This is a genomic window from Mycobacterium sp. (assembly GCF_035653355.1).
Classification (GTDB): domain Bacteria; phylum Actinomycetota; class Actinomycetes; order Mycobacteriales; family Mycobacteriaceae; genus Mycobacterium.
On record NZ_DASRBZ010000470.1, the window covers coordinates 1 to 5,349 of the forward strand.

Consider the following 5,349-nt stretch of genomic DNA (forward strand, 5'->3'; position numbering starts at 1 on the left):
TATCGGTCCGGACCGGCAGGCAGTCGCGGCCATGCTCGCGGTCATCGGTGTCGACTCGCTCGACGAGCTGGCCGCCAAGGCGCTGCCCACTGGGATCCTTGATGCGCTGATCGACAGCGGCGCCGCGCCCGGTCTGGACAAATTGCCGCCCGCCGCCAGCGAAGAGCAGGCGCTGGCCGAGCTGCGGGCGATGGCAGCAGCCAACACCGTCGCGGTATCGATGATCGGTCAGGGCTACTACGACACGCTCACGCCCGCGGTGCTGCGCCGCAACATTCTCGAGAACCCGGCCTGGTACACGGCCTACACGCCGTACCAGCCGGAGATCAGCCAGGGCCGGCTGGAAGCGCTGCTGAACTTCCAAACCATGGTCGCCGATCTCACCGGCCTCGAAGTCGCGAACGCATCGCTGCTCGACGAAGGCACCGCGGCGGCGGAGGCGATGACCTTGATGCACCGCGCGGCCCGCGGGGAAGCCGCTGGCCGACTGCTGCTCGATGTCGACGTGTTTCCTCAGACCGCGGCGGTGCTGGCTACCCGCGCGCAGCCGCTGGGCATCGAGATCGTCACCGCCGACCTGCGTGACGGGCTGCCCGACGACCTGGCGGACGGCGACTTTTTTGGTGTAATAACCCAGCTGCCGGGCGCCAGCGGCCGGATCACCGACTGGTCTGCATTGGTGCGGCAGGCGCACGAGCGCGGCGCACTGGTCGCCGTCGGCGCCGACCTCTTATCATTGACGTTGATCACTCCGCCCGGAGAGTTCGGTGCCGACGTGGCGTTCGGCACTACCCAACGCTTCGGTGTGCCAATGGGATTCGGCGGCCCCCACGCCGGCTACCTGTCGGTGCATGCGCAGCACGCCCGCCAGGTGCCCGGCCGGCTGGTCGGGGTGTCACGTGATGTGGATGGGTCGCCCGCGTACCGGCTCGCGCTGCAGACCCGCGAGCAGCACATCCGCCGGGACAAGGCGACCAGCAACATCTGCACCGCGCAGGTGCTGCTGGCGGTGATCGCCGCGATGTACGCCAGTTACCACGGCGCTGAGGGGCTGATTGCTATCGCGCGCCGCGTGCACGCCCACGCGGAGAAAATCGCTGCTGCACTGGGCGATGCGTTGGTGCACGATAAGTACTTCGACACCGTGTTGGCCTGTGTGCCTGGCCGCGCCCACGAGGTGATCGCCGCGGCGAAAGCCAGGGGCATCAACCTCTGGCGCGTGGACGACGACCATGTGTCAGTGTCGTGTGATGAGGCCACTACCGATGCGCATGTGGCGGCGGTGCTCGAGGCGTTCGAGGTCGACCCGGTCGAACCGGTGCGTGCCGACATCGCCACGCGCGCATCGCAATTCCTGACCCATCCGGCGTTCACCAGTTACCGCACCGAGACGTCGATGATGCGCTACCTGCGCATGCTGGCCGACCGGGACGTCGCGTTGGACCGCAGCATGATCCCGCTGGGCTCCTGCACGATGAAACTCAACTCCGCCGCGGAGATGGAGCCGATCACCTGGCCGGAATTCGCCCGCCTGCATCCGTTCGCCCCGGCGTCCGACACGGCGGGGGTGCGGCAGCTGATCGAGCAGCTCGGTACCTGGCTGGTTGAGATGACCGGTTACGACGCGGTGTCGCTGCAACCCAACGCCGGTTCGCAAGGGGAGTACGCGGGCCTGCTGGCGATCCACGACTACCACGCCAGCCGCGGCGAGCCGCAGCGCGACGTGTGCCTGATCCCGTCCAGCGCGCATGGCACCAACGCCGCATCGGCGGCACTGGCCGGGATGCGGGTGGTCGTGGTGGCCTGTCGCGACAACGGCGACGTCGACCTGGACGACCTGCGAGCCAAGGTAGCCGAGCATGGGAACCGGCTGGCGGCGCTGATGATCACTTATCCGTCCACCCACGGGGTGTACGAGCACGACATCGCCGAGATCTGCGCGGCCGTGCACGACGCCGGCGGCCAGGTCTACGTCGATGGTGCAAATCTCAATGCGCTGGTGGGCCTGGCGCGGCCGGGGAAGTTCGGCGGCGACGTCAGCCACCTGAACCTGCACAAGACGTTCTGCATCCCGCACGGCGGCGGCGGCCCGGGCGTCGGGCCGATCGTGGCGCGCTCGCATCTGGCGCGGTTCCTGCCGGGGCACCCGTACGTCCCCGAGCTGCCTGGGGCGCGGCCGGTAGCGTCGGCGCCGTACGGGTCCGCCTCGATCCTGCCGATCACCTGGGCCTACATCCGGATGATGGGCGCCGTCGGCCTGCGCCGGGCGTCGCTGACCGCGATCGCGTCGGCTAACTACATCGCCCGCCGCCTCGACGAGTACTACCCGGTGCTCTACACCGGCGAGAACGGCATGGTGGCCCACGAATGCATATTGGATCTTCGGCCGATCACCAAGGCTACCGGCGTGACCGTCGACGACGTCGCAAAGCGCTTGGCGGACTACGGTTTTCACGCGCCGACGATGAGTTTCCCGGTGACTGGAACGCTTATGGTCGAGCCCACCGAGAGCGAGAGCCTGGCCGAAGTCGACGCGTTCTGCGAGGCGATGATCGCGATCCGCGCCGAAATCGACAAGGTCCGCAGCGGGCAATGGCCGGCCGATGACAATCCGCTTCGCGGCGCCCCGCACACCGCCGAATGCCTGCTGATGTCCGACTGGGATCACCCGTATAGCCGCGAAGAGGCGGCCTACCCGCTGGGCACGACGTTCCGGCCCAAGGTGTGGCCGCCGGTGCGCCGCATCGACGGCGCGTACGGCGACCGTAACCTGGTGTGCTCGTGCCCCCCGGTGGAGGTCTACGCGGGCTGAGTTCAACTAGGCGAAGCGCTCAATGATCGCCTCTGCGATACGTTCCGGCGCGTCTTCCTGGATGAAGTGCTTGGCATCGGGCAGCTCGACGACAACGTGATCGGGAAAAGCCGCACGCATCCGCGGCAGCGATTGCCCTGGCGGAAATGCGGGATCTTTCATACCCCACACCAGCAGGGCCCGTTTCGAACCCAGCTTTGCGGGCACCTCGTCGGCGAGTCGCTGCAGCAGCGGGCGGGCGGCCAGGATTTCCTTCGGCATCTGCGCGACACCTAACCGGTCCTGCGCCGTGGGCTGCACGCCACGGTAGTGCGCCATCACCGCCGGGCTTAGCCGCCGCCCGGTGCCGGCCGGGATCAGCCGTTCCACAAAGAAGTTGCGCTGCAGAACCGCGTACTGCATCGGCGCACTGGACATGACCCGACTGAATACCTTGGGCCGCAGGCTATCCGCGGGCCAAAACCAGGTATTACCCAAAATCACCCCGCGCACCCGGTCTGCGCGGGCGACGTCGACGGCCATGCTGATCGGGCCGCCCCAGTCCTGTCCCATGGTCAGGTAGCCGTCGAGACCGAGGTGGTCGACCAGCTCGCCAACCACGCCGGCGTGCTCGTCGATCGTGTATCCGAACCCGGAGGGACGCTCTGACAAGCCGAAACCGAGGTAGTCGGGGGCGATGCATCGGAACCGGTCGCGCAACCCGAGAATGATGTCGCGGTACAGGAAGCTCCACGTTGGGTTGCCGTGGCAGAACACAATCGGCACCCCGCTGCCCTCGTCGACGTAGTGCATGCGGCCCCGCGGTCCGTCGAACCAATGCGAGGCGAACGGGTACAGCTGGGGATCGGGAGTGAACTCGACAGTCATTGCGCTCCTTTGATGCCGTTCAAGATGGTAAGCCCGAACTGTGCTTCCGCAAACTGTTCAAGACTGGCGCGACGGCGGCCGTTTGGTGTCCACGGGTGCGGGCAAGGTATTTGTCCGCTCAGGTGCGGGTGAAGCGCCGACGGTACTGCTGCTGCACGGATTCCCTTCCAGCTCATACGATTTCCGCGCGGTGATCCCGCACCTGGGGCAGCGGTGCTGGCTGAGCCTCGATTTTCTCGGGTTCGGGCTGTCGGACAAGCCGCGGCCGCATCGCTACAGCCTGCTCGAGCAGGCCGACATCGTGCAGGAGGTGGTCGCTGCGACTGGCACTGCTCCGGTAATGATCCTGGCCCACGACATGGGGACGTCGGTGACCACCGAATTGCTGGCCCGCGACCTGGACCGCTCTCTGCCGTTCGAGCTGCAGCGCGTCGTACTGTCCAACGGCAGCGTGATATTGGAGCGGGCCAGCCTGCGCCCGATCCAGAAGCTGCTGCGCAGTCCGCTTGGCCGCGTGGTCGCCCGGCTCGCGAATCGGCGGACGTTCACCCGCGGCTTCGCCCGACTGTTCACGCCGGCGCGCCCGCTGTCAGCAGAAGAAGCCGCCGCCCAATGGGCGTTGCTGTCGTACAACGGGGGACACCGCATCGCTCACTTGTTGATCTCGTACTTGGACGAACGGGTGCGATACGCTGCCCGCTGGCACGGCGCGGTGCGCGACTGGCCCAATCCGCTCGGCTTCGTGTGGGGCCTCGACGACCCGGTGGCCACCACGAACGTGCTCGACGGGTTGCGGGCACTGCGCCCGCACGCCCCGGTCGTCGAGCTGCCCGGGGTGGGTCACTATCCGCAGATAGAAGACCCCGAGGCGTTCACCCGTGCGGCACTGTCCGTGCTCGACGGGTAAGCGGCTCAGCTCAAGAAGGTGGTGACCGCAGTGGCCAGGTCGGGGGAGGCCGACGTTGCCAGGTTCTGGTAGCTGCCGCCGCTGAGGTGTGCGACGGCCTCCCACGTCGCCCGGTCGGGATCGGCGCCGAAGTCGATGATGTTCACCGCGATGGGCTTGGCCGGGTCCACGCTTTGGCGGATGAAGTCCTGCAACCCCGGCCCGTCGAGTGTCTGATCGGTGTGCGGCCCCGCCGTGATGACCAGCACCGAATTGGCCTGTCCGGCACGGAAATTGGCGATGGCTTCTTTGTAGACCAGCCGCAGCGTGGTGAACGACACCGCGCCGCCGGGCGTCGAATACTGCTTGTCCAAGACCGCGCTTAGCGCAGCCGAGCGGGGCTGACCGTTGACCGGCTCGTCGAGCGGCCCGCTGGACACCTCGCTGCGGCCTTCTTTGCCGTCGAACGTCCATAGCCCCACCGCCGAGTTCGGCGGCAGCGCCCGGATCCGGTCCTGCAGTGCGGCCACGACGTTGGCCAGCCGCGTCTTGCCGCCCTCATCGGTGGTCATCGACTGGTCGACCATGATGGTGGCGGCTGGTCCGCTGGCCGGTGTGGTCAGCGTGCTGGCCAGGGTCGCGCGCGTGGACTCGTCGCCGATGGACAGGGTGGCCGACAGCGGCGCAAAGTTGGTGACATCGCTTTTCGGTGGGTGGACGCCCTGCACCCGGAAGCCCGCTTTCGCCAGCTCACTGAGCTGATCGGGTTTGTGCATGAAGCGGG

Annotated in this window: 3 protein-coding genes and 1 pseudogene; 2 read left to right on the forward strand and 2 right to left on the reverse strand. The window is 67.5% G+C overall.

The window, feature by feature from the left end; genetic code table 11:
* Position 1: 1 nt before the first annotated feature.
* Positions 2-2,812 (forward strand): aminomethyl-transferring glycine dehydrogenase, encoded by a 2,811-nt coding sequence (gcvP, locus tag VFA16_RS16220; RefSeq protein WP_324968804.1) that lies wholly within the window; start codon positions 2-4, stop codon positions 2,810-2,812.
* A gap of 6 nt (positions 2,813-2,818) precedes the next feature.
* Here the strand turns inward: gcvP and VFA16_RS16225 are convergent, their stop codons facing one another.
* Complete coding sequence (locus VFA16_RS16225) at positions 2,819-3,679, reverse strand: haloalkane dehalogenase (protein ID WP_324968805.1); 861 nt, start codon at positions 3,677-3,679, stop codon at positions 2,819-2,821.
* Positions 3,680-3,719: 40 nt separating this feature from the next.
* On the opposite strand from VFA16_RS16225, the gene VFA16_RS16230 reads away from it, so the two are divergent.
* Positions 3,720-4,586, forward strand: coding sequence for an alpha/beta hydrolase (locus VFA16_RS16230; RefSeq protein WP_324968806.1), 867 nt, complete (start codon positions 3,720-3,722; stop codon positions 4,584-4,586).
* Positions 4,587-4,591: 5 nt separating this feature from the next.
* Here VFA16_RS16230 and VFA16_RS16235 read toward each other — a convergent pair.
* A pseudogene (locus VFA16_RS16235) lies at positions 4,592-5,349 on the reverse strand (hypothetical protein); the annotation flags it as partial.